Genomic DNA, 1,025 nt, shown 5'->3' with positions numbered 1-1,025 from the left:
CCTCTTACAGCTTCTACGCCATTCGGGACGTCACAATCATCTCTGGATATTTGTTGTTGTTCATTTTTTGGTTTCGCGCGCCGGGCTTCGTTGCTGATTTGGCATTGGCGACGATAGCGTTGTGCATGATGATTGAGGTTCTCAATAAGATCGGGAATTCTTCTGAGCTGTCCATAGGAGAGATCTACACTCTTTTGGGACTGTCAGACTCCCCATCAAACGACCTGTACGGTTCAGACGGCGGGGTTCTTGAGTCGAGCCTTGGATTTTCTATCGGGATAATCCTCCTGTACTACCTGCACTGTCGAAAATGGACTGGTGCCCTGGTAGCGACTTTGCTCATGTTGTTGGCGTTTAAGAGAATCTCATTCTTCGGCGTAGCGCTTGCGGTCGCTTTCGACATTGTATTCGGTCGGATAACCACGCCGAGAACTCGAGCTTTCTTGGCCGTGGTCGCAGTCGTGGCACTATCCATCCTGGCGATTTTCAGCACTCAGTTATTTGAAGGCGTAGCTGACACCGCCTATCTGGACGGTTTCAGTGCGAACGGTCTGTCGCTTGGCCGCTACGAGCTTGCCATCAAGCTGTGGGACGAGATGGAGAGCGGATCGCTGCTAAATAGGATGGTCGGTTTCGGTCCAGCAGCCGCTGATACCATGTTGGAGTCTTATGCAGTGCTGGAGGGTTCGGAAGTGAATCCTCATAACGATTGGCTCAAAATCCTGTTTGATTACGGCATGGCCGGCTTTGTTGCAATGCACGTGGTCTTGTTTCTGAACCTTGCTCGCCATCGGCTTGGGCTAATGCTGTATCTTTATACCGCTTCAGCGATGGTGACGGACAACGTGCTCATCTACATGTTCTACCATCCTTTCATCGCTCTCGTGATGTGCGCTGAGCGGGGGCGTGAGAAGGATGCGGCCGGTTTCCGTCGGCCGGTGCAAAAGCGGTTTCAATGAGCATGGATGGGGATTGGACTTGCCCTCGGAAAGTGGAGAGCGGCTGTTGAACTACATGGCGGCCTC

Annotated in this window: 1 protein-coding gene; it reads left to right on the top strand. The window is 52.4% G+C overall.

Annotation, left to right across the window (positions count from 1 at the left end; genetic code table 11):
* Positions 1-959: O-antigen ligase family protein (locus ABD067_RS24855; RefSeq protein ID WP_343898115.1), on the top strand; the 959-nt coding region annotated here is incomplete at its 5' end.
* Between the last annotated feature and the right edge of the window lie 66 nt (positions 960-1,025).

Source organism: Craurococcus roseus, from assembly GCF_039523795.1.
Taxonomy (GTDB): domain Bacteria; phylum Pseudomonadota; class Alphaproteobacteria; order Acetobacterales; family Acetobacteraceae; genus Craurococcus; species Craurococcus roseus.
Note: the sequence above shows the minus strand (reverse complement) of the source record. Positions and strands in the feature narration are given on the sequence as shown.